This is a genomic window from Bradyrhizobium sp. 40 (assembly GCF_023100925.1).
Classification (GTDB): Bacteria; Pseudomonadota; Alphaproteobacteria; order Rhizobiales; family Xanthobacteraceae; genus Bradyrhizobium.
This window is the reverse complement of the sequence record NZ_CP064688.1, coordinates 7,074,029-7,096,718: the sequence shown is the minus strand read 5'-3', so window position 1 is coordinate 7,096,718 and position 22,690 is coordinate 7,074,029. Positions and strand designations below refer to the sequence as shown.

At 64.2% G+C, this 22,690-nt stretch carries 16 protein-coding genes; 9 read left to right on the top strand and 7 right to left on the bottom strand.

Features of this window, described 5'->3' with window-relative positions; genetic code table 11:
- The first annotated feature begins 189 nt into the window (after nt 1-189).
- The 7 genes from IVB40_RS33985 (at nt 190) to IVB40_RS33955 (ending at nt 8,910) form a co-directional block, all read left to right on the top strand.
- Nucleotides 190-1,326: an acyl-CoA dehydrogenase family protein gene (locus IVB40_RS33985; protein WP_247817616.1), complete on the top strand. Its 1,137-nt coding sequence runs from the start codon at nt 190-192 to the stop codon at nt 1,324-1,326.
- 15 nt (nt 1,327-1,341) lie between these two features.
- A complete protein-coding gene (locus IVB40_RS33980) occupies nt 1,342-2,505 on the top strand; it encodes an acyl-CoA dehydrogenase family protein (RefSeq protein WP_027565983.1) in 1,164 nt (387 codons plus the stop codon).
- Nucleotides 2,505-3,161 carry a glutathione S-transferase family protein gene (locus IVB40_RS33975; protein ID WP_247285245.1) on the top strand — a complete coding sequence of 219 codons (657 nt, stop codon included), beginning with the start codon at nt 2,505-2,507 and terminating at the stop codon, nt 3,159-3,161. The genes IVB40_RS33980 and IVB40_RS33975 overlap by 1 nt, the downstream gene beginning before the upstream one ends.
- A gap of 181 nt (nt 3,162-3,342) precedes the next feature.
- Nucleotides 3,343-4,143 carry an AraC family transcriptional regulator gene (locus IVB40_RS33970; protein ID WP_027565981.1) on the top strand — a complete coding sequence of 267 codons (801 nt, stop codon included), beginning with the start codon at nt 3,343-3,345 and terminating at the stop codon, nt 4,141-4,143.
- A gap of 197 nt (nt 4,144-4,340) precedes the next feature.
- Nucleotides 4,341-5,207, top strand: a complete 867-nt coding sequence (locus IVB40_RS33965; RefSeq protein WP_027514515.1) for a 3-keto-5-aminohexanoate cleavage protein — start codon at nt 4,341-4,343, stop codon at nt 5,205-5,207.
- Between the two features lie 113 nt (nt 5,208-5,320).
- Entirely contained in the window at nt 5,321-6,937 is a 1,617-nt protein-coding gene (locus tag IVB40_RS33960) for an acyl-CoA carboxylase subunit beta (RefSeq protein ID WP_247817615.1), read from the top strand.
- A complete protein-coding gene (locus tag IVB40_RS33955) occupies nt 6,934-8,910 on the top strand; it encodes an acetyl-CoA carboxylase biotin carboxylase subunit (RefSeq protein WP_247817614.1) in 1,977 nt (658 codons plus the stop codon). The genes IVB40_RS33960 and IVB40_RS33955 overlap by 4 nt, the downstream gene beginning before the upstream one ends.
- Nucleotides 8,911-9,015: 105 nt before the next feature.
- On the opposite strand, the gene IVB40_RS33950 is transcribed toward IVB40_RS33955, so the two are convergent.
- The 7 genes from IVB40_RS33950 to IVB40_RS33920 all read right to left on the bottom strand — a co-directional run bounded on the left by IVB40_RS33950 (nt 9,016) and on the right by IVB40_RS33920 (nt 17,604).
- Nucleotides 9,016-10,011, bottom strand: coding sequence for a dipeptide ABC transporter ATP-binding protein (locus IVB40_RS33950; protein WP_247817613.1), 996 nt, complete (start codon nt 10,009-10,011; stop codon nt 9,016-9,018).
- Nucleotides 10,008-11,015 carry an ABC transporter ATP-binding protein gene (locus tag IVB40_RS33945; protein WP_247426688.1) on the bottom strand — a complete coding sequence of 336 codons (1,008 nt, stop codon included), beginning with the start codon at nt 11,013-11,015 and terminating at the stop codon, nt 10,008-10,010. Before IVB40_RS33945 ends, IVB40_RS33950 begins: the two co-directional genes overlap by 4 nt.
- Nucleotides 11,015-11,908, bottom strand: a complete 894-nt coding sequence (locus IVB40_RS33940) for an ABC transporter permease (protein WP_018455966.1) — start codon at nt 11,906-11,908, stop codon at nt 11,015-11,017. The genes IVB40_RS33945 and IVB40_RS33940 overlap by 1 nt, the downstream gene beginning before the upstream one ends.
- A gap of 9 nt (nt 11,909-11,917) precedes the next feature.
- Nucleotides 11,918-12,865 (bottom strand): ABC transporter permease, encoded by a 948-nt coding sequence (locus tag IVB40_RS33935; protein WP_027565975.1) that lies wholly within the window; start codon nt 12,863-12,865, stop codon nt 11,918-11,920.
- A 35-nt stretch (nt 12,866-12,900) separates the two neighbouring features.
- Nucleotides 12,901-14,499 carry an ABC transporter substrate-binding protein gene (locus IVB40_RS33930; RefSeq protein ID WP_247817612.1) on the bottom strand — a complete coding sequence of 533 codons (1,599 nt, stop codon included), beginning with the start codon at nt 14,497-14,499 and terminating at the stop codon, nt 12,901-12,903.
- 381 nt (nt 14,500-14,880) lie between these two features.
- Nucleotides 14,881-16,431 (bottom strand): AMP-binding protein, encoded by a 1,551-nt coding sequence (locus tag IVB40_RS33925; RefSeq protein WP_247817611.1) that lies wholly within the window; start codon nt 16,429-16,431, stop codon nt 14,881-14,883.
- A gap of 18 nt (nt 16,432-16,449) precedes the next feature.
- On the bottom strand, nt 16,450-17,604 hold the full coding sequence (locus IVB40_RS33920) for an iron-containing alcohol dehydrogenase (RefSeq protein WP_247817610.1): 1,155 nt from the start codon (nt 17,602-17,604) through the stop codon (nt 16,450-16,452).
- 445 nt (nt 17,605-18,049) lie between these two features.
- Between IVB40_RS33920 and IVB40_RS33915 the strand changes: the two genes are divergently transcribed.
- Together IVB40_RS33915 and IVB40_RS33910 are read left to right on the top strand one after the other, a co-directional pair.
- Nucleotides 18,050-19,267 carry an efflux RND transporter periplasmic adaptor subunit gene (locus IVB40_RS33915; protein WP_247817609.1) on the top strand — a complete coding sequence of 406 codons (1,218 nt, stop codon included), beginning with the start codon at nt 18,050-18,052 and terminating at the stop codon, nt 19,265-19,267.
- Nucleotides 19,264-22,431 (top strand): multidrug efflux RND transporter permease subunit, encoded by a 3,168-nt coding sequence (locus IVB40_RS33910; protein WP_247817608.1) that lies wholly within the window; start codon nt 19,264-19,266, stop codon nt 22,429-22,431. Before IVB40_RS33915 ends, IVB40_RS33910 begins: the two co-directional genes overlap by 4 nt.
- Nucleotides 22,432-22,690: the final 259 nt, after the last annotated feature.

The window sequence follows — 22,690 nt, the reverse complement described above, 5'->3', positions numbered from 1 at the left end:
AGCCGGAGTTTGTGCACCACGCCTTTTTTTGATCCGGAGTTGGCGCGCGAGCGATGAAAATCGTCTTGCGTTGAGTTGCTAGAGCGAGCCTGCTTGGAGGGGAGCCTTGGCCAGCCACTCCGCGCAAGTGAGCTGTCAAAGTTCCGGCCATGGTGCACGAGACGAATCCGCCAGCAGGGCGAGAGTGCGATGATGAGCCCGTTCTATACCGCCGAACATGACGCCTTTCGTGACGTGATGCGCCGCTTTGTCGACAAAGAGATTGCGCCCTTCGCCCACGAGTGGGACGAGGGCGGCGAATTCCCCCGCGCCCTCTATCGCAAGGCGGCCGAGATCGGGCTCTTGGGGCTCGGTTTCCCCGAGGAATATGGCGGGATCGCCGCCGACCAGTTCATGAAGATCGTCGCCAGCCAGGAGCTGGCGCGGGCCGGCGCCGGCGGCGTCAGCGCCAGCTTGATGAGCCATACGATCGGTTCGCCGCCGGTCGCGCGGGCCGCGCGCCCCGAGGTTAAGGCGCGCGTGCTGCCTCAGGTGCTCGCGGGTGAGAAAATCTCCGCGCTCGCGATCACCGAGCCGGGCGGCGGTTCTGATGTTGCGAGCCTCCGGACCAAGGCGCGGCGCGATGGCGATCACTACGTCGTGAGCGGCGAGAAGACCTTCATCACCTCGGGTATGCGCGCCGACTATCTGACCGTTGCGGTGCGCACCGGGGGTGAGGGCGCCGGCGGCGTCAGCCTGCTCCTGATCGAGGGGGATACGCCGGGCCTGTCCCGGACAAAGCTGAAGAAGATGGGCTGGTGGGCCTCTGACACCGCGACCCTGCATTTCGACGAGTGCCGCGTACCGGCGGAAAACCTGATCGGCGAGGAGGGCCAAGGCTTCAAGATCATCATGCGGAATTTTAACAGCGAGCGCATGGGCATGGCGGCGGGCTGCACCGCGTTCGCGCGCGTCTCCCTCGACGAAGCCATTGCCTACGCCAAGGAGCGCAAGACCTTCGGCAAGCCGCTGGCGCAGCACCAGGTGATCCGCCACAAGATCGTCGACATGGCGCAGAAGGTCGCCGCGTCGCAAGCGATGCTGGAGATGCTGGCCTGGCGGCTGGAGCAGGGTGAAAGCCCGGTCGCCGAAATCTGCATGATGAAGAACCAGGCGACCCAGACCATGGCATTCTGCGCCTCTGAAGCCGTGCAGATTTTTGGCGGCGCCGGCTTCATGCGCGGCATCAAGGCCGAGCGCATCTACCGCGAGGTCAAGGTCAACGCCATCGGCGGCGGCACCGAGGAGATCATGAAGGATCTGGCGTCGCGGCAGATGGGATTGTGACGACGAGAGGAAGCAATGCTGTTTACCGCCGACCACGACGAGATCCGTCGTTCCTTACAGAAATTCATTGCCAACGAGATCAATCCGCACGTCGATGAATGGGAGCAGGCCGACATCTTCCCGGCGCACGAGCTGTTCAGGAAGATGGGCAGCCTCGGCTTTCTCGGACTGAACAAGCCGGTCGAATTCGGCGGATCCGGCCTCGACTATTCCTATGCGCTGATGATGGCGGAGGAGCTCGGCGCCATCAATTGCGGCGGGGTGCCGATGGCGATCGGGGTGCAGACCGACATGGCGACGCCGGCGCTGGCGCGGTTCGGCTCCGACGAGGTGCGACGCGAATTCCTGGCGCCCTCGATCTCTGGCGACTATGTGGCCTGCATCGGCGTCTCCGAGCCCGGCGCAGGCTCCGACGTCGCCTCGATCAAGACCAATGCGCGCTCCGACGGCGACGATTACGTCATCGATGGCGGCAAGATGTGGATCACCAACGGCACTCAGGCCGACTGGATCTGCCTGCTCGCCAATACCGGCGACGGGCCCGTTCACCGCAACAAGTCGCTGATCTGCGTGCCCATGAAGATCAAGGGCGTCACTGTCGCGCGCAAGCTCGACAAGATGGGCATGCGCTCGTCGGATACCGCACAAATCTTCTTCGACAATGTCCGCGTGCCCAAGCGCAACCGGATCGGCGAGGAGGGCAAGGGCTTTACCTATCAGATGATCCAGTTCCAGGAGGAGCGCCTCTGGGGCGCGGCCGCCTGCCTGAAGGCGCATGAATACATCATCAACGAGACCATCGAATACACCCGCAACCGTAAGGCCTTCGGGAAGTCGATCCTCGACAACCAGGTCGTCCATTTCAAGCTTGCCGAAATGCAGACCGAGGTCGAGCTGTTGCGCGCGCTGATCTACCGTGCCGGCGAGGCGCTGGTGGCGGGCGAGGATGTCACAAAACTGGCGACCATGGCCAAGCTGAAGGCCGGCCGGCTCGGCCGCGAGCTTACCGACGCCTGCTTGCAATATTGGGGCGGAATGGGCTTTACCAACGAGACGCCGGTCAGCCGAGCCTATCGCGACAGCCGCCTGACATCGATTGGCGGCGGCGCCGACGAGGTCATGCTGATGGTCCTGTGCAAGATGATGGGCACGCTGCCCGGCAGCAAAGGAAGTTCCTGATGATCACGCTCTATCACTGCGACGGCGCGCGCTCGTTCCGTCCGCTCTGGATGCTGGAGGAAATGGGGCTTTCCTACGAGCTCAAGATGCTGCCGTTCCCGCCCCGGGTCTTCGCCAAGGAATACCTCGCGCTCAATCCGTTGGGCACGATTCCCTTCATGGTTGATGGCGAGACCAGAATGACGGAATCGTCCGGCATCTGCCACTATCTCGGCGTCAGACATGGACCGACGCCACTGATGGTCGGGCCGGAGGATCCCGCCTATGGCGCGTTCTTGAACTGGATGTATTTCAGCGACGCCACGTTAACCTTCCCGCAGACGCTGGTGCTCCGATACACCCAGCTCGAGCCGGAAGAGCGCCGCAATCCGCAGGTCGCCGGCGACTATGCCAAATGGTTCTTGGGCCGGCTGCGCGCCGTCGAGGCAGCCACCGCAAATACCGAGGCCTTGTGTGCTGGCCGCTTCACCGCCGCCGACATCGTGATCGGATACGCGCTCCGCCTCGCCGATACTATCGGGCTTGCCAAGGATTTTGGGCCAAATGTCGCAGCTTATTGGACGCGCTTGCAGCAGCGCGATGGTTTCAAGCGCGCGGTTGCTGCGGAGCAACAGGCCGGCGTCGAGCAGAACGTGGCGCCAAGAGTAAGGGCTTAACTGTCGTCCTGGCGAAAGCCGGGACGACGATATTGCCAGGAGTTCCGTCTCGTCCACCACCCTCGCGGGCTGCCGACCTCTTGCGCTTCATGATAGCGCTATCCCGCCGTGACAGCGCCCAGATTTCCGCTAAGGTGACCTCCGTCCGCAGCGGCCAAAGAGCCGCGCGAGGAGGATCCCAATGGAAGATAACGGTCGCGAATCCGACCATTTGATGCTGATCACGCCGGAGCGGGTATTCTATGCCGGCCTGCTCGGCCGCCCCCGCAAGCGGACCCCCGGCTGCTGTCACGTCTATGTCGCGGTCAAGGGCAGCCTGCATCTGACGATCGATGATGCCCTCGCCACTGGCGAGCTGTTCGTCACCCTGCCGAACCAGCGGCATTCCATTGCCAGCGACTACCGCACCGCGATCAGCGTCACGCTGGAGCCGGAGAGCATGCCTGATGGCGTGATCGAGGTCCTGGCCGAGCGGCTCACCGGACCCGACAAGGCCGTCTATGCCCGCAAGATCCTCGCCGCCTACACGCTGATGCGCCAGCGCCGCTACGGCGACATCACCACCGCCGAATTCGACGAGATGTGTTTTGGCGAAGCGCTGCCGCGCCGGGTGCTCGACCCCCGCGTGACGCGTGCGGTCGCCCGTATCGGCCGCTTCACAGGTGAGCCCGTGACGGCGGACACGTGCGCGGCGGACGCCGGACTTTCCGCTTCGCGTTTCCTGCATCTGTTCAAGGAAGAGACCGGCATCTCGTTCCGCTCCTTCCGCGCCTGGAAGCGCGCGCGACATCTGCTGCACTTCGCCAACCAGGACCTCAACCTCGCCCATCTCGCGCAGGACATCGGCTATCCCGATTCCACCCATTTCAGCCATTCGATCCGCCGCTTCTACGGCCTGAAGCCGCGCGCGATCTTCGTCGGCTCGCGTGATCTTGCGATTTATCGCAGCACCGAGACGGTGAGGCTCGCGGAGGCATCGTAGGATGCTCTCGTAGGGTAGGCAAAGCGCAGCGTGCCCACCATCTTCGATCCACGCTGAGACATGGTGGGCACGGCGCAAGAGCGCCTTTGCCCACCCTACGACATCTGGCCCATTCCAGCTTCTCCGCGCAAGAAGCCGCATGCCGCCCATCACATGATCGCAAGCGTTGAATTATCAACGTGCGAGACATTCAAGGCATGAGCGACAAGGCCGTCATCACCTGCGCGCTGAACGGCGTGCTCACCGACCCGAAGCAGCACAACGTGCCTGTGACGCCCGAGCAGATGGCGCGCGAGGCCAAGGCTGCGTTCGATGCCGGCGCGTCCATCATGCACATCCATCTGCGTCAGCAGGCGCCGGACAAGGGGCATCTGCCGTCCTGGGAGGTCAGCGTCAGCAAGGAGATCCAGCAGGCGATCCGCGAAGCCTGCCCCGGCGTGATCATCAACCACACCTCCGGCGTCTCCGGGCCGAACTACAGCGGTGCGCTGGATTGCATCCGTGAGACCAGGCCGGAGATCGCCGCCTGCAATGCAGGCTCGCTGAACTATCTGAAGGTGAAGGCCGACAACAGCTGGGCCTGGCCGCCGATGATGTTCGACAATGCGGTCGAGAAGGTGAAGGACTATCTCGACGTCATGAACGCGGTCGGTACCATCCCCGAATTCGAATGTTTTGACGTCGGCATCGTCCGCTGCGTCGGCATGTACCGCCAGGTCGGCATGTACAAGGGCCCGCTCGAGTATAACTTTGTGATGGGCGTCGCCTCCGGCATGCCGTCGGATCCCGATCTGCTGCCGATCCTGATCAAGCTGAAGCGTCCCGAGGCGCAATTTCAGGTCACCGCGATCGGCCGCGAAGAGATCTGGCCGCTGCACCAGCGCTGTGCGGAGCTCGGCGGTCATCTGCGCACCGGTCTCGAAGATGCCTTCTATCTCGCCGACGGCAAGAAGGTGACGTCGAACGGCCAGCTGATCGAGGCCATCGCCGCCTGCGCCCGCCGTGCGGGCCGCGAGATAGCGAGCCCGGCGGAAGCGCGAAAGATTTTTGGGACGAATAGGTAAATTATCGCCTCAACCGTCATCGCGAGCAAGCGAAGCAATCCAGAATCTCTCGGTGGATGCAGCCTGGATTGCTTCGTCGCTTCGCTCCTCGCAATGACGAGCAGGATTGAGTTATGTCCATTCTCGAAAACGCCATCTCCCCCGGCAGCGCCGCCTACCGCGCCAATCGCGACGGCATGCTTGGCCTGATTGACCGCATGCGCGCGCTGGAAGAGCGCACGCGTGCGGCATCAGCCGCGGCGAAAGACCGCTTCCACAAGCGCGGCCAGCTGTTGCCGCGTGAACGCGTCGCGCTGGTGCTCGATCCCGGCGCGCCCTTCATCGAGCTGTCCACGCTCGCCGGCTTCATGTTCGACGTATCGGATCCGGACAAAAGCGTGCCCGGCGGCGGCGTCATCGCCGGCATCGGCTTCGTCTCGGGCATCCGTTGCATGGTCAGCGCCAACGATTCCGGCATCGATGCCGGCGCGCTCCAGCCCTACGGCCTCGACAAGACGCTGCGGGTGCAGGAGCTCGCGTTCGAAAACAAGCTGCCCTATGTCCAGCTGGTCGAAAGCGCCGGTGCCAATCTGTTGCGCTATCGCGTCGAGGATTTTGTTCGCGGCGGCAACATCTTCCGCAACCTCGCGCGGCTCTCGGCGGCGGGGCTGCCCGTCGTCACCGTGACGCATGGCTCCTCGACCGCCGGCGGCGCCTATCAGACCGGCCTGTCCGACTACATCGTCATGGTCCGTGGCCGCACCCGCGCCTTCCTCGCCGGCCCGCCGCTGCTGAAGGCCGCCACCGGCGAGATCGCAACCGAGGAGGAGCTTGGCGGGGCCGAGATGCACACGCAGGTGTCGGGACTTGGCGACTACCTCGCCGAGAATGACCGTGACGCCCTGCGCATCGCGCGCGAGATCATGGCGGCGCTGGAATGGGAGCGGCCGGGCAGGGCGAGCGCGGAATATAAGCCGCCGCGCTACGACCAGGACGAGCTGCTCGGCATCATGCCGATGGACCACAAGCGCGCCGTCGACATGAAGCAGGTGATCGCACGTATCGTCGATGATTCCGACTTCACCGAGATGGCGCCGAACTACGGCCCGGCCACCGTCTGCGGCCATGCCCGCATCGAGGGCCAAGCCATCGGCATCATCACCAACAACGGTCCGCTCGATCCCGCGGGCGCCAACAAGGCGACGCATTTCATCCAGGCTTGCTGTCAAACCCGTACGCCGCTGCTCTATCTGAACAACACCACCGGCTACATGGTCGGCAAAGCTTACGAAGAAGCCGGCATGATCAAGCACGGCTCCAAGATGATCCAGGCGGTGACGTCGGCGACGGTACCGCAGATCACCATCTATTGCGGCGCCTCGTTCGGCGCCGGCAATTACGGCATGTGCGGGCGCGGCTTCCATCCGCGCTTCTGCTTCTCCTGGCCCAATGCCAAGACCGCCGTGATGGGCGGTGAGCAGGCCGCCGAGACCATGGCAATCGTCACCGAAGCCGCCGCCGCGCGCCGCGGCAAGCCGGTCGAAAAGGCAAAGCTCGATGCTATGAAGGCGCAGATCGTCGGCGTGTTCGACGGCCAGATGGACGTGTTCTCGACCAGCGCGCGCGTGCTCGACGACGGCGTGATCGATCCGCGCGACACCCGCGCGCTGCTGTCGGAAGTGCTCGCGATTTGCCGCGAGGGCGATGCGCGCACGCCCCAGCGCATGCAGTTTTCGGTGGCTCGGCCATGAGGAACGGATCAACGCAGCACCGACCGTTCTTCAGGGTCTTGATTGCCAATCGCGGCGAGATCGCGTTACGGGTGATGCGCAGCGCGCGGGAGCTCGGGCTCGGTGTCGTCGCGGTCTATTCGGATGCGGATCGCGACGCGCTCCATGTGCAACAGGCCGACCAGGCCGTGCGGATCGGCGAGCCGCTGCCGACGCAATCCTACCTCAACATTCCCGCGATCGTTGCGGCCGCAAAGGCCAGTGGCGCGGATGCCGTTCATCCCGGCTATGGCTTCCTCGCCGAAAACGAGGAGTTTGCGCAGGCCTGCAAGGATGCCGGCCTCGTCTTCATCGGCCCGTCGCCGCAGGCGATCGAAACAATGGGCAACAAGGCCGGTGCCAAGGAGATCATGAAAAAGGCCGGCGTGCCCGTCGTGCCCGGCTATCAGGGCGCCGATCAGGGCGATGAGGTCATGCTCGCGGAGGCGAGAGAGATCGGCTTTCCCGTGATGATCAAGGCGGTCGCCGGCGGCGGTGGACGCGGCATGCGGCTCGTGACGGACGCGTCGTCGTTTCCTGATGCGCTGCGTAGCGCGCGGTCCGAGGCGAAGGCGGCGTTTGGCGATCCGACCGTGATCCTCGAACGCGCCATCCAGAATCCCCGCCACATCGAAATTCAGGTGTTCGGCGACAGCCATGGCAACGCCATCCATCTCGGCGAGCGCGATTGCTCGGTGCAGCGGCGCCACCAGAAGCTGATCGAGGAGGCACCGTCGCCCGCTGTGACGCCGGAACTGCGCGCGAAGATGGGCGAGGTCGCGGTCGCCGCGGTGAAGGCGCTGCGCTACGAGGGCGCCGGCACGCTCGAATTTCTGCTCGATGCGAGCGGCGAATTCTACTTCATGGAAATGAACACCCGCCTCCAGGTCGAGCATCCCGTGACCGAGGCGATCGCCGGGCTCGATCTCGTCGAATTGCAGATGCGCGTTGCGCGCGGCGAGCCGTTGCCGGTGAAGCAGCAGGACATTCGCTTCACAGGCCATGCCATCGAGGTGCGGCTGTGCTCGGAGGACGCCGCGCATGATTTCATGCCGCAGTCCGGGCGCATGGCGTGCTGGCAGGTGCCGGATGGCATCCGCGTCGAGCATGCGCTGCAATCCGGCTCCGAGATTCCGCCGTTCTACGATTCCATGATCGCCAAGGTGATCGGCCATGGCGCGACACGCGAGGAGGCGAGGGGGCGCCTGATCGTCGGCCTCGAACAGCTCACCGCTTTCGGCGTGACCACCAATCAGGCCTTCCTGCTGTCATGCCTGCGTCATCCCGGCTTCGCCAAAGGCGAGGCGACCACGGCCTTCATTGGCGCGCATCGCGACGAGTTGCTGGCGCCGGGCACGGACGCCGCATTCGATGTCGCTTTGGCCGGCCTGCTGCTCTACGTCACGAACCCGCAGGCACCGTCGTGGCGCCGCGGACGGAGCCTCGCGGCAACGTTCCCGCTACCGGCGAAGATCGAGATCGCAGGCCAGGCGTATGAGCTTGAAGTCTGGCGCGAACGCGATGGCAGCTACATTGTCGCCAGCGACGGCCGGCAAGACAAGTTCGAGATCGATCAGCTCGATCTCGACGTGATCCGCTTCCGTCATGACGGCGTGATGGACAGGGCCAAATTCCTACGCGATGGCGACCGGCTCCACCTCCAGCGCCGCGGCATCCCGCTCGCGGCGTCCGATCTCACGCTCGCCGCGCCGAAGGCCGCCGCAAGCAATGGCGGCGACGGCAAGGTTCGTGCCGCCATGAACGGCCGCGTCGTTGCCGTCCTGGTCAAGCCGGGCGACCGCGTCAGTGCCGGTCAGCCGGTGATGACGCTGGAAGCGATGAAGATGGAGCACGTCCACAAGGCCGGCATCGACGGCGTGGTCGCCGCGATCGACGTCGCCGAGGGCGAGCAGGTGACGACGGGCCGGATCGTGGCCGAGATCGGGGCGGGTTAGAGCGGCAATCGTAGCTATCGTAGGATGGGCAAAGGCGCGCAGCGCCGTGCCCACCATCGTGCGGCAATTGCGATTGAATGGTGGGCACGCTTCGCTTTGCCCACCCTACGGCATCTCATTTGGTCGCCCCGTCCCGTCATTGAGCAAACACGCCACCTGGTGCCCGTCGTTCGCATCCACCAGCGCCGGCCGCTCCGTCCTGCATCGATCCATTGCAAACCGGCAGCGGGTGTGAAACGCGCATCCCGGCGGCGGATTGACCGGGCTTGGCACGTCGCCGTCGACCAGTGGCACGAGCTTTTTGGCAAGCGGATTGGCGACCGGCACCGAGGCGAGCAGCGCCTGCGTGTAGGGATGGCGCGGATTTGCAAACAGCTCGTCCTTGTCGGCAATCTCGACGATGCGGCCGAGATACATCACGGCGACGCGGTGACTGATATGAGCGACCACCGCGAGGTCATGCGCGATGAAGAGGTAGGAGAAACCGTGCTCGCGCTGCAGGTCAATCAGGAGATTGATCACCTGCGCCTGGATCGAGACGTCGAGCGCGGAGACCGGCTCGTCGCAGACGATCAGCCGCGGCCCCAGCGCCAGCGCGCGGGCGATGCAGATGCGCTGGCGCTGGCCGCCAGAGAATTGATGCGGGAAATTGTGCATCTGGTCGGGCCGCAAGCCGACCTGCTCGAACAGGTTTGCGGTACGCGCCTCCAGCGCTTTGCCGGCCGCGAGCCCGTGCACGAACAGCGGCTCGCCCACGATGTCTCCGGCAGTCATCCGCGGATTTAGAGAGGCGAAAGGATCCTGGAACACGATCTGCATCGAACGGCGGTGCGGCCGCAGCGCGGACTTGGACAGATGCGTGATGTCTTCGCCTTCGAGGCGGATCTGGCCCGAGGTCGGTTCGACCAGCCGCAGCACGCTGCGCGCCACCGTCGACTTGCCGCAGCCGGATTCGCCGACGAGGCCCAGCGTCTCGCCCACCCCAACCGAAAATGAGACGCCGTCGACTGCATGCACTGTGCCGATTTGTCGGCGCAACACACCGGCGCGCACCGGATAGTGCTTCTTGAGATCGGTGACTTCGAGCAGCGCCTCGGTCATGCCACCTCCGCCACTTCGGCCGCCCGCCAGCATGCCGCGAGATGGCCACCGCCCCAATCGGTGAGCGGCGGATATTCGGCCTCACAGCGCTTGATCGCGAGCTTGCAGCGAGGCGCAAACGCGCAACCCTTGGGCAGCCGCACCAGCGACGGCACCGTGCCGGGAATTTCGTTCAGCCGTGCTGGCGCGGCGACGCCCGGCGCCGGCACCGCCGGGATCGAGGCCATCAATCCGCGCGTGTAGGGATGTTTCGGCGCGGCGAACAGTGCCTCGACGCTCGCTTCCTCGACCTTCCGTCCCGCATACATCACGATGACCCGCTGCGCGGTCTGCGCGACGACGCCGAGATCATGGGTGATCAGCACGAGCCCAGTGCCGAGCTCTTTCTGAAGGTCCAGGATCAACGCCAGGATCTGCGCCTGGATGGTGACGTCGAGCGCGGTCGTGGGCTCGTCCGCGATCAGCAGCGCCGGCCGGCACGCCAGCGCCATCGCGATCATGGCGCGCTGGCGCATGCCGCCGGACAGTTGATGCGGATATTCCCGCGCGCGCCGAGCCGGTTCAGGGATGCGCACCAGGCGCAGCATCTCGATCGCGATGTCCCGGGCCTCCTTGCTCGACATGTTCCGGTGCAGCCGCACGGCCTCGACGATCTGGTCGCCGATCCGCATCACCGGATTGAGCGAGGTCATCGGCTCCTGGAAGATCATCGAGATGCGGTTGCCCCTGACGGCGCGCATCTCTGCTTCGTCCAGCGTCAGAAGATCGGTGCCTTCAAGCGTGACGGAGCCGCCGACGATGCGGCCGGGCGGATCCGGCACCAGCCGCATCAGGGATAGTGCAGTGACGCTCTTGCCACAGCCGGATTCGCCGACGATCGCCAGCGTCTCGCCGCGCTTCACCGTGAAGGACACATCATCGACGGCCTTGAACAGACCGGAGTTGGTGAAGAACACCGTCTTCAGGTTCTTCACCTCGAGCACGAGATCGGATTTGTCAGCCATCAGCCGCGCTGCCGTGGATCGAGGATGTCGCGCAAGGCGTCGCCGAACAGATTGGCGCCGAACACCGCGAGGCTGATGGCGATGCCCGGGAAGATCACCAGCCAGGGCGCGGTGCGGACATATTCGGCGGCGGATTCAGAGAGCATGCGGCCCCACGACGGGTACGGCTCGGGTATCCCGAGGCCGAGGAAGGAGAGCGAGGCTTCGGTGAGGATGGTCGAGCCGAGCTGGGCGGTCGCAAGCACGATCAGCGGCGCCAGCGTGTTCGGCAGCACGTGACGGAGCGCGATGCGTACCTCGCTCATGCCGATCGACTTGGCGGCCTCGATAAATGGCAGCTCGCGCAGCGCCAGCGTGTTGGCGCGGATGACGCGCGAGACGGTCGGGATCAGCGGAATGGCGATCGCAATAATGACGTTCGGCAAGGACGGCCCAAGCGCCGCGGTCATGATCAGGGCCAGCACCAGCAGCGGCAGCGCCTGCAGGACATCGGAGACACGCTGAAACACGAGATCGACCCAGCCGGAGAGATAGCCGGAGGTGAGGCCGACGATGACGCCGATCGAGCCACCGAGTGCGGTCGAGCCGATGCCGACCGCGAGCGAGATCCGCGCGCCATGAATGATGCGGCTGAAGACATCGCGGCCGAAGGAATCCGTCCCCATCCAGTGTGCCAGGCTTGGACGCGCCAGTGCCCGGGCGGCATCGATCGTCAGCGGATCGTAACGCGCGATGAAGTCGGCGAAGATCGCGGTGAACACGAACAGGGTCATGATGACGAGCCCGGCCGCGCCCAGCACATGCCGCTGCGCCAAAAACAGCACGCGCCGCCAGCCGACGGTCGCGTGCGCCCCGGCGCGCCTCAGTTCAACGTCATAGTCGATTGCGGCCAACAGGTTCTCCTAATCCGTGTACCTGATGCGCGGGTCGAACACGGCGTACAGCATGTCGACGATGAAGTTCGCGCTTACCACGACGATGGCAATCAGCATCACTAGGTTCTGCACGATCGGATAATCGCGCCAGCGAATCGCCTCGACCAGGAAGCGCGCGACGCCGGGGATGTTGAACACCGTCTCTGTCACGATGAGGCCGCCGATCAGGAACGCCGCCTCGATGCCGATCACGGTGATGACGGGCAGAATCGCATTCTTCAGCGCATGCTGATAGTTCACGGCGGCATCCGATGCGCCCTTGGCACGCGCGGTGCGGATATAGTCCTGCCGCAGGACCTCCAGCATCGAGGACCGCGTGATGCGCATGGTCAGCGCCGCGCTGCGGAAGCCGACGGCGGCGGCGGGCACGGCATAGGTCGCGAAGGCTTCCAGCCAGGTCGCCGGATTCGGGTTGAAGATCGGCATCTGGTTGAACATCGCGACCGAGGCGGTGAGGATAAGCAGGCCCAGCCAGAACGATGGCAGCGACAATCCGCTGAGGCTCACCACACGTAACGCGTAGTCGAGCCTCGTTCCCTGCTTCACTGCGCTGATCACGCCCAGAGGAATGCCGATGGACGCCGAGAACAACAGCGCCAGCCCGGCGAGCCGTGCGGTGATCGGAATCCGTGGCAGGATCTCCTGGAGCGCCGGCTTCTCCGAGACGTAGGAGTAGCCGAAATCGCCGCGCAGGAAGCCGCTGATCCAGTGCCAATATTGCACCACCAGCGGCTGGTCGATGCCGAGCTCTTTTTCCAGATTGGCCTTGTCGGCGGGATCGACATAGCCGGCCGCGGCAAACAGGATGTCGACGATGTTGCCGGGGACGATGCGCAGCAGGAAGAAGATGACGATCGAGATCCCGAACAGGGTCACGAGCATCAGCAACAGGCGCCGCACCAGATAGGCAAACATGCATCGCCTCCCGTCGAACCCGTCAGTCGCCCGCGCTACTTGTCCATCCAGACATCCTCGTAACGATAGCCATTGTAGGAGCTGTTGGACATCACCGTCACGCCCTTGACGTAAGGTTGCCAGCAACTGCCGGTCCGTGCGTGGAAGATGATCGGGCGGGCGACGTCCTCCTGCAACTTCTTGTCGATGTCCCACACCAGCTTCTTGCGCTTGTTGATGTCGGTCTCTTGGGACTGCACATCGAACAGCTTTTCGATCTCCTTGTTGCAGTAATTAGTGTAGTTGCGCTCGGAGCCGCAGGAATAATTCTCGTAGAAGGACTGGTCGGGATCGTCGACGGCATTGCCGGTCAAATTGAGCCCGAGCATGTAGTCCTTGCGCGCGATCTTCGGGAACCAGTTTGCGGTCTCGACCACGTCGAGCTCCCCGTCGATATAGATACTCTTGAGCTGGTCGATCAGGATCACCGCGGGATCGCGATAGACCGGGATGTTGCGGGTCGAGACCTTGACCGCGAGATGCTTGTCCGGTCCGTAACCTGCCTTCTGCATCAGCTTCTTGGCCTCTTCGCGGTTGGCATTGATGTCGGGGCCGTAGCCCGGAATGGTCTCAAGCATCTCCTTCGGCATGCCCCACAGCCCATTCGGCGGCGGCAGCATGGTCCCGCCGACGTCGCCCTGGCCCTCGAACATGATCGAGATGAAGGCCTTGCGGTCGAGCGACAGCGCCATGGCGCGGCGGATGTCGATATTGTCGAACGGCGGCGCAGACGAATTGACGATGATGTTGGTCGCGACATTGTTGGGTTCGACCACGCAGACCGAGTTCGGCGCCTGCGATTTGACGTCCTTGAGAAGCGGGATGCTCACTTCGGTCGGGAAGGCCATGTCGAACTTGCCGGCGACGAAGGCGAGAATGGCGGTCGAGCGGTTCGGGATGATGGTGAACTCGATGCCGTCGAGATAGGGCCGCCCCTTGCGCCAATAATCGGGATTGCGAGTCAGCTTGATCGATTCATTGGCCTTGAACTCGACGAACTTGAACGGGCCAGTGCCGATCGGGTGCGTGCGCATGTCGCCGGGTGAGACGTGGCAGGGATAGACCGGCGTGTAGCCCGAGGCGAGCAGTGCAATTAGCGAAGGCTGCGGCCGCTTCAGGTTGAAGGAGACCTCGAGATCGCCGTTGGTGGAGACATCGTTGACCTGTTCGTACCAGCTCTTGCGCGGGTTCTGCCGGAACTTCTGCTGCGACTTGCCCATCAGCATGTCGAAGGTGCATTTGACGTCCGCCGAGGTGAACGGCTTGCCGTCGTGCCACTTCACGCCCGAGCGCAGCTTGAAGGTCAGCGTCTTGTTGTCGTTGACCCAGGCCCAGCTCTCGGCGAGCTCGGGCACGATGGTGTCCATGCTGTTCTGCGCCACGTCCTGCTTGTAGATGACGAGGTTGTTGAACACCGGCATGAAGGGAACGTTGAGCGAGTAGGTCGCGCCTTCGTGGATCGAGGCGTTGCCGGGACTGTCGCGGTGGTACATCCGCAAAATGCCGCCCTGCTTGGGCTCGCCGGCGGGTGCAATGGTCGAAAACGCAAGCAAAGATAGCGCCGCCGTCGCGGCGAGCGCTCGTACGCTCCGCATCCTCGTCCTCCCTGGACATCTTGTCTTTTAGGCCTTTTGCGGCCTGTTTGAGGGGACGATAGCGACGCGAGCGCGGTGAGGCAACCGGCAAGGTCTGCTACTCTCTCGGCAATTCGGATGACGGAAGGCCGCAGGGGTTTTCTCTCACAAAGTGAGGGAGCCCAATCTCTGGCCACTAACTCCACCGTCGTCCCGGCCTAGTGCGCAATTGCGCACGGGGGCCGGGACCCATACCGCGTGATCTATCGATACAGTCATCAGGAGTACCAAACGACGAATCTTCGCCAAACCACTCGCTGTGGTTATGGGTCCCGGCCCCCGTGCGCATTGCGCACTAGGCCGGGACGACACCAAGTGTGTGGCGCGCGTCGGCCAAGCCCCTCACACGATCCTGGACGCCTTGTTCCCCCAATAGCGGTCCCGCAGCAGCCGCTTGTACAGCTTCCCCGTCGGCAGCCGCGGCAACTCCTTTTCGAAATCGACCGAGCGCGGCACCTTCTGCCGCGACAGCGACGCCCCGCAGAACGCGATCAGCTCTTCGGCGAGCGCCTCGCCCGGCACGATGCCGGGCATCGGCTGCACCACCGCCTTCACCTCTTCGCCGAGGTCGGGATTGGGCACGCCGAACACCGCGGCGTCCGCAACCTTTGGATGGGTGATCAATAAATTCTCGCACTCCTGCGGATAGATGTTCACTCCGCCGGAGATGATCATGAAGGTCGCGCGGTCTGTTAGATGAAGGAAGCGGTCCTCGTCGACATAGCCGACGTCGCCGACCGTGCTCATGCTGCCGTCGGCCGAGCGCGCCTCCTTGGTCTTCTCCGGGTCGTTGAAATATTCAAAAGGCGAGGCCGTCTTGAACCAGACCTGTCCTGGCGTGCCGGTGGGGCATGGTTTCATGGTCTCGTCGAGAATATGGAGCTCGCCGAGCAGCACCTTGCCGACGGTGCCGCGATGGGCGAGCCATTCCGCGCTGTCGCAGGCGGTGAAGCCAAGGCCTTCGGTCGCGCCGTAATATTCGTGGATGATCGGTCCCCACCATTTGATCATGTCGTCCTTCACCAGGGCCGGGCAGGGCGCTGCGGCATGGATCGCGATCTCGAGCGACGACAGGTCATAGTGTTTTCGCACCCCCTCCGGCAGCTTGAGCATGCGCGAGAACATCGTCGGCACCAACTGGGTATGAGTAATGCCCCATTGCTGCACGAGCTGGAGGTAACGCTCGGGATCGAAATTCTCCATGATGATGACGGTGCCGCCCATCCGGATCGTGAGGTTCACGGCGGCTTGCGGCGCCGAATGATAAAGCGGCGCCGGCGAGAGGTAGATCATGCCCTCGCGGTATCGCCAAAGCTTGGTCAGGAAATCGAACAACGGCAGATTGTGCTTTGGCGGCTCCTCCGGAAGGGGTCGCAGAATCCCTTTTGGCCGTCCCGTCGTGCCCGATGAATACAGCATGGCGGTGCCGAGCCATTCGTCCGGGATCGGCGTCTTCGGCAGATTGGCGGTCACCTCGGTGAGGCCGACGATGCGCTCGCTCTCGCCCGGGCCGTCGGCGACGATGCACAGTTTGATGTCGGGGCAGACCTTGATCGCCTCGCGCGCGATCTCAAGCTTCGCAACCGACGTGATCAGGATTTTCGACTGGCTGTTGACCAGGAGATAAGCGAGCTCGCCCGGCGTCAGGAACGAGTTGATGCAGGTGTAGTAGAGGCCGCAGCGCTCGCCCGCGCCGCAGGCTTCGAGGTAGCGCGAATTGTTCTCCATGAAGATCGAATAATGGTCGAGCCGCTTCAAGCCGTGCTTGCGGAACAAATGCGCCAGCCGATTGCTGCGCGCATCGAGCTCGCGATAGGTGACGGCCTCGCCAGTTCCCGCCATGATGAAGGCGGGCTGGAGCGGACGCAGGCGGGCATGCTGACCTGGGTACATCGGTCCTCCGGCTTTAGATCATGCGGCAAGAACCAGGATTTCGCGCACCTGCGAGGGGCCGTCGATCTTGCGCGGGTTGCGCGGAATCCAGTTCGTGCGCATCGCAGCGTCCGCGATGGCGTCGAAATGCTCCGGCGAGACGCGTACATCGGCGAGGCTGCGCGGCATGCCGAGCGAGCGGATGAAGGCATCCAGCACATCGGCCGCCTTGTGACCCGGAAAGCCCATTGCGGCCGCGACGATCATCTGGCGCTCGGCATTGTCGGGCGCATTCCAGCGCATCACGGCCGGCAGCATGATGCAGGAGGTGTAGCCATGCGGCACGTCGAAGGCTGCACCCAGCACGTAGCCGATGCCGTGGCTTGCCCCCATCGGCACGCCGGCGGCGAGCGCGCCCATCGACAGCCAGGTGCCGATCTGCGCATCCATGCGCGCGTCGAGATCGCCAGGGTCGGCCTTCACCCGCGGCAGCGCGTCGGCGAGCATGGCGAGGCCCTTCACCGACTGCGCGTCGGCATAGGGATGCGTCTCGCGCGAGCAGATCGCCTCGACACAATGATCGATGGCGCGGATGCCGGTCGAGAGGAACAGCCATTCCGGCGTGTGCACGGTGATGGCGGGATCGAGGATGGTCGCCCGCGGAACGCTGAGCGGATGCCGCAGCATCTGTTTCACATGGGCGGTGCGGTCGGTGACGCCTGCGATCGAGCTGAACTCACCGCCGGCGATCGTGGTCGGGACGCTGATCTGACGCACGGTCGGCGCATTCATCTCGGGCGCGACGCCCTTGTGCACGCGGATACGCTCGATGCCGTCGACATCGTCGATGCCGTTGGCGAGGCAGAGCTGCACCGCCTTGGCCCCGTCGGTGATCGAGCCGCCGCCCACGGTGACGATCAGGTCGGCGCCCGCGTCGCGCGCCGCATTGGTGGCGGCGATCACCGCCTCCCGCGGGGTGTGCGCCGGCATGGCATCGAAGACGCCCGCGCAATTTGTGCCCAGGGCCTGTTTGATCTTCGTGATTTCGTCGGTCTGGCGGTTGAGCGTCCCCGAGACCATCAGGAAGGCGCGGCGCGTCCCCAGCCGGTCCATCTGCGCGACCACGGCTTCGGCCGCGGGGTGGCCGAACACGACTTCCTCGATCGCGCCGTAAACGACACGTCCCTGGTGCACGCCTGTCCCTCCCCGGACAATTCGTCTTGTTCTTGTGGGGGGTAGTCTAACCGCGCTGGCGGCATTCGTCATGCGCGAAGACGCTGGCCGAGAGGTCGTCATGCCCGGCTTGTACCGCCTGCGCGGCCGAAGCCGCTTCTGCGAGGCGAAGGCCCGGGCGTCCACGTTCTTTGCGCCACGGGGCAAGACGTGGATGGCCGGGTCAAGCCCGGCCATGACGCTGTGGAAGCGTTAATGCCCCAAGTTTTTCTGTCAGATGCGATAGCTCTCGCCGCAGGCGGGGAGAGGCGAAGAAGAACCTGTCAACCCATCATCCGGCTAGGGCATCTCGCCGAGCCTTGCGCGCGCTTTGGTCTTGAAGAGTTCACCATTGCGACCCATCTTGTGGCGCCCGCGGGTACAGGCGTACCCTGCTATTTCCGCGGTTTTTATGCGAGGACCTGGGATGACTGGACCGGACGGAAGCGAGCAGTTTGTCAAAAGGCACGATTTCGTTTCGCCTCGACCTCGCGTGATCGCGGGGCTTCTCGCCGCGGCATTCGGTCTTGCGGGCTGTGGACAGCCGACCCCGCAAGCGGCCGCCCCGCCGCCCGCGCCGGTGACCGTCGCCCAGCCGGTCAAGCGCACCGTCACCGATTGGGACGAGTTCACCGGCCGCTTCGAGGCCATGGAGGAGGTGCAGGTCCGCCCGCGCGTCGGCGGGTTTGTCAACTCTGTCGAATTCCAGGATGGCGCCATCGTGCGTCAGGGCGATCTGCTCTATGTCATCGACCCACGTCCGTTCGAGGCGGTGGCCACGCAGGCGGAGGGGCAGCTTTCCGATGCGCGTGCCAAGGTGGAGCTTGCAAAGCGGGAGCTCGATCGCGGTTTGAGCCTGGTGCAGACCAGCGCCGTCTCCGAGCAGGTGGTCGATCAGCGCCGTCAGGCCTTGCAGGCCGCGCACGCTGCCGAAACACAGGCCGAGGGTGCACTCAAAGTCGCCAAGCTCAATATCGAATTCACGCATGTGACGGCGCCGCTGACCGGCCGCGTCAGCCGCCATCTTGTCAGCCCTGGCAATCTCGTGCAGGGCAGCGATACCGGAACGTCGACGCTGCTCACCTCGATCGTGACGCTCGACCCGATCTATATCTATTTCGACATGGATGAGGCGACCTTCATCAAATACAGCAAGCTGTGGTTCGAAGGCCGCCGCCCGAGCTCGCGCGATACGGCGAACCCGGTGCAGGTGACGCTCGCCGGCGAGACGAAACCATCCCGTGAAGGCAGCATCAATTTCCTCGACAACCGCCTCGATGTCTCCACCGGCACGCTGCGCAGCCGCGCCGTGATCAAGAACACCGATCTGTCGATCCTGCCGGGTCAGTTCGGTCGCGTCCGCCTGATCGGCAGCGCGCCATATGAGGCGCTGCTGATTCCCGACGTCGCGGTTGCGACCGACCAGTCGCGCAAGATCGTGTTCGTGGTGAAGCCGGACGACACTGTCGAGGCGCGTCCCGTGACGCTAGGGCCGCTCGATGACGGCTTGCGCGTGATCCGCGAAGGGCTGAAGGCTGACGACCGCGTCATCGTCAACGGCATCCAGCGCGCCCGTGTCGGCGCCAAGGTCACCCCGCAGACTGCGCCAGCACCAGCCGGTGGCAAGCCCGGTGACAAGTCATGAATCTTGGCCGCCTCTCCATCAATCAGCCCATTCTCGCGATGGTGCTGTCGATCGTGCTGCTGATCGTCGGCGCGCTCGCGTACACCACGCTGCCTGTCTCCGAATATCCGCAAGTGGTGCCGCCGACCGTCGTCGTCACCACGCAATATCCTGGTGCCTCCGCGCAGACCGTGTCCGACACGGTTGCAGCTCCCATCGAGCAGGAGATCAACGGCGTCGAGGACATGCTGTATCTCTACAGCCAGGCGACCTCGAACGGCCAGCTCACCATCACCGTCACTTTCAAGCTTGGCACCGATCTCGACAAGGCCCAGGTGCTGGTGCAGAACCGCGTCGCGATCGCGCAGCCGCGTTTGCCTGAAGAGGTTCAGCGCAACGGCGTCACCACACGCAAGAACTCGCCCGACATTTTGATGGTCGTGTTCATGCTGTCGCCGGACGACACTTTCGACCAGCTCTACATCTCCAACTACGCGCTGCTCCAGGTCCGCGACCAGCTGCTCCGGATCGACGGCGTCGGCGACATCCAGATCTTCGGCGCACGCGATTATTCGATGCGGCTATGGCTCGATCCGGATAGAATCGCCAATCTCGGCTTGACCTCGGCCGAAGTGCTCGCCGCGATCCGTGCGCAGAACGTGCAGATCGCGGGCGGCCAGATCGCCGAGCCGCCGATCGCGGATCGCGCTTTCCAGCCGAACCTCACCTTTACCGGGCGATTGAAAGACCAGAAGCAGTTCGAGGACATCCTGATCAAGGCCGGCTCCGACGGCCGCACGGTGCGCCTGCGCGACGTCGCCCGCATCGAGCTCGGTGCTCTCGCCTACTCCACCAACAGCTTCCTGCTGCGCAAGTCGGCGGTCGCCATGCTGGTGACGCAGCGGCCGGGATCGAACGCGCTCGCGACCGCGAAGAACATTTCGGACACGATGACGAAGCTGAAGGAGACCTTTCCGAAGGGCCTCGACTTCAATATCGGCTACAACCCGACCGAGTTCATCGCGCAGTCCGTCCATGAGCTGATCAAGACCATCTACGAGGCCATGTTGCTCGTGGTCATCGTGGTTCTGGTGTTTCTGCAAGGGTGGCGACCCGCGATCATTCCGATCATCGCGATCCCGGTTTCGCTGGTCGGCACCTTCGCGGTGATGGCGGCGCTCGGCTTCTCCATCAACAATCTCACGCTGTTCGGGCTCGTTCTCGCCGTCGGCATCGTGGTCGACGACGCCATCGTGGTGGTCGAAAATGTCGAGCGGCATCTAGAGCATGGCATGAGCCGGCGCGATGCCGCGCTGAAGACCATGGAGGAGGTCGGCGGCGCACTGGTGTCGATCGCGCTGGTGCTCTGCGCGGTGTTCGTTCCGACTGCGTTTCTGGGCGGCATATCCGGGCAATTCTTCCAGCAATTCGCCGTCACCATTGCGGTCGCGACCGCAATCTCCTGTTTCTGCTCATTGACGCTATCGCCGGCGCTGGCCTCGCTTCTCCTCGTCCCGCACCAGGAGAAGCGGCCGCCGGCGCGCTGGAATATCCTCGCCCGCGGCTGGAGCGCTTTCACGGGCGTCTTCAATCGCGTGTTCGACCGTCTCGCGCATGGCTATGCCGGCCTCGCCAATTTCGTGATCCGGCATTCGGCGGTGATGATCCTGATCTACGTCGTGCTGATCGGCAGCGCCGGCTGGCTGATCGCCACCACGTCGCAAGGCTTCATTCCGGCGCAGGACCGCGGCTACGTCATCATCTCCGTGCAATTGCCGGGCGCCGCTTCGCTGGCACGCACCACCGAGGTCGTGCGCGAGATCGAGCGGATCGCGCTGGATACGCCGGGTATCATCCGCGTCGCCGCTTTCGCCGGCTTCTCCGGCGCGACGCGGACGCAGGCCGGCAACGCGGCGGCGCTCTTCCCGGTGTTCGACGAGCCCGAGGCGCGGATCAAGAAGGGATTGTCTGCGAACGCCATCACGGTCGAGCTGCGCAAACGCTTGGCCGCGATTCAGGGTGCCTTCATCATCGTGATTCCGCCGCCGGCCGTGCCCGGCATCGGCACCGGTGGCGGCTTCACCATCCGCATCCAGGACCGCCAGGGCCGTGGGCCGGAGATGCTCGCCGCGGCTACTGACGAGCTTGTCGCCGCGGCGCGCAAATCGCCCTCGCTGCTCGCTCCCTCCGTGTTCTCTCCGTTCTCGGCCAATACGCCGCAGCTCTTCGTCGACATCGACCGCACCAAGGCGCAGAAGCTCGGCGTTCCCATCGCCGGCATCAACGACACGATCCAGACCTATTTCGGATCGACCTATGTCAACGACTTCAACCTGTTCGGTCGCACCTATCACGTCACCGCGCAGGCGGACTTCCCGTTCCGCAAAGAACCGAGCGACCTGTCGCGCCTGCGCACGCGGAACGCCTCCGGCGACATGGTGATGCTGGGCAGCGTGGTCGAGTTCAAGGACGTCTCGGGCCCCGACCGCGTTGCGCGCTACAATCTCTATGCGGCGTCCGAATTGCAGGGCGAGCCGGCGCCGGGCACCAGCTCGACCACCGCGCTCAACACCATCAAGAAGCTCGCCGACGATACCCTGCCGAGCGGCTTCACCTTCGAATGGACCGACCTGTCGTACCAGCAGATCACGGGCGGCAATGCGGGTCTCTACGTGTTCCCGATCTGCGTGCTGTTCGTCTATCTCGTGCTCGCTGCGCAATATGGCAGCTGGACCTTGCCGTTCGCGGTGATCCTGATCGTGCCGATGTGCCTGTTGGCCGCCACCATCGGCGTGCGCATCATGGGGCAGGACGTCAACATCCTCACCCAGATCGGTTTCGTCGTGCTGGTAGGGCTGGCGGCAAAGAACGCGATCCTGATCGTCGAGTTCGCCCGCGACATCGAGAAGGAAGGCAAGCCGCGGCTGGAGGCCGTGATCGACGCCTGCCGCCTGCGCCTGCGGCCGATCCTGATGACGTCCTTCGCCTTCATCCTCGGCGTGCTGCCGCTGGTGATCTCGTCCGGCTCGGGCTCGGAGATGCGGCAAGCGGTCGGCGTCGCCGTGTTCTTCGGCATGATCGGCGTCACCCTGTTCGGGCTGTTGTTCACGCCGATCTTCTACGTGGTGGTGAGGAACCTGGCCGAGGGGAAGAACGAGGGGAAGCCGACGGCGGTGGCTGCATAAGTATCAGTGGCAGCAACCGACGCTCCAATATTCACGCTGTCGTCCCGGCGAAGGCCGGGACCGATAACCACCGAACGTGGTTTGGCGAAGACTCGTCGTTCGGTGCTCCTGCCGAATGCAACCGATGGATTCCGCGGTATGGGTCCCGGCCTTCGCCGGGACGACAGCATTGGGTTGGACGCCGATCTTTCCTACTAACGGCCTAGGCCGAAATGGATGGGCACCGCCGGGGTTCTTCACTAGTATCCGCGCGATTTCA